General features: G+C 40.2%; 2 pseudogenes. Both read left to right on the forward strand.

Going from position 1 to position 408, the window contains the following annotated elements:
- Nucleotides 1-112: pseudogene (locus F1E73_RS17425) on the forward strand (gliding motility protein GldL); the annotation flags it as partial.
- A gap of 57 nt (nucleotides 113-169) precedes the next feature.
- Nucleotides 170-408 (forward strand): annotated as a pseudogene (locus F1E73_RS17430) (gliding motility protein GldM); the annotation flags it as partial.

Below are 408 nucleotides of genomic sequence, written 5' to 3' on the forward strand. Positions count from 1 at the left end.
AGTAGTGCAGAAATCCAGTGCCTTAAAAGAGCAGATGGAGTCATTGGCCACTAACCTGTCCTCCTTAAATGGAGTGTACGGAGGTATGTTGTCTGCGATGAATAGAAACTAATTAGTTGCTCTGCAATAACCAACCCTAAATCAATTAATCACAAAAACTAATTAGAAAATGGCAGGAGGAAAAGAAACACCACGTCAGAAGATGATCAACCTAATGTATTTGATCTTCATCGCGATGTTGGCGCTGAATATGGGAAAGGAAGTACTATCTGCTTTCGGACTTATGAACGAAAAGTTGGAAGCTTCTAACGTTAAAACCACGGAAAATAACCTAGCTTTTCTAAATGGATTAGAAACTAAGGCGGCGGAAAATGAAGTGAGATATGGACCGCTTTTGGCAGATGCAAG

Origin of the sequence: Arenibacter lacus, assembly GCF_008711145.1 — a bacterium.
Lineage (GTDB): Bacteria > Bacteroidota > Bacteroidia > Flavobacteriales > Flavobacteriaceae > Arenibacter > Arenibacter amylolyticus.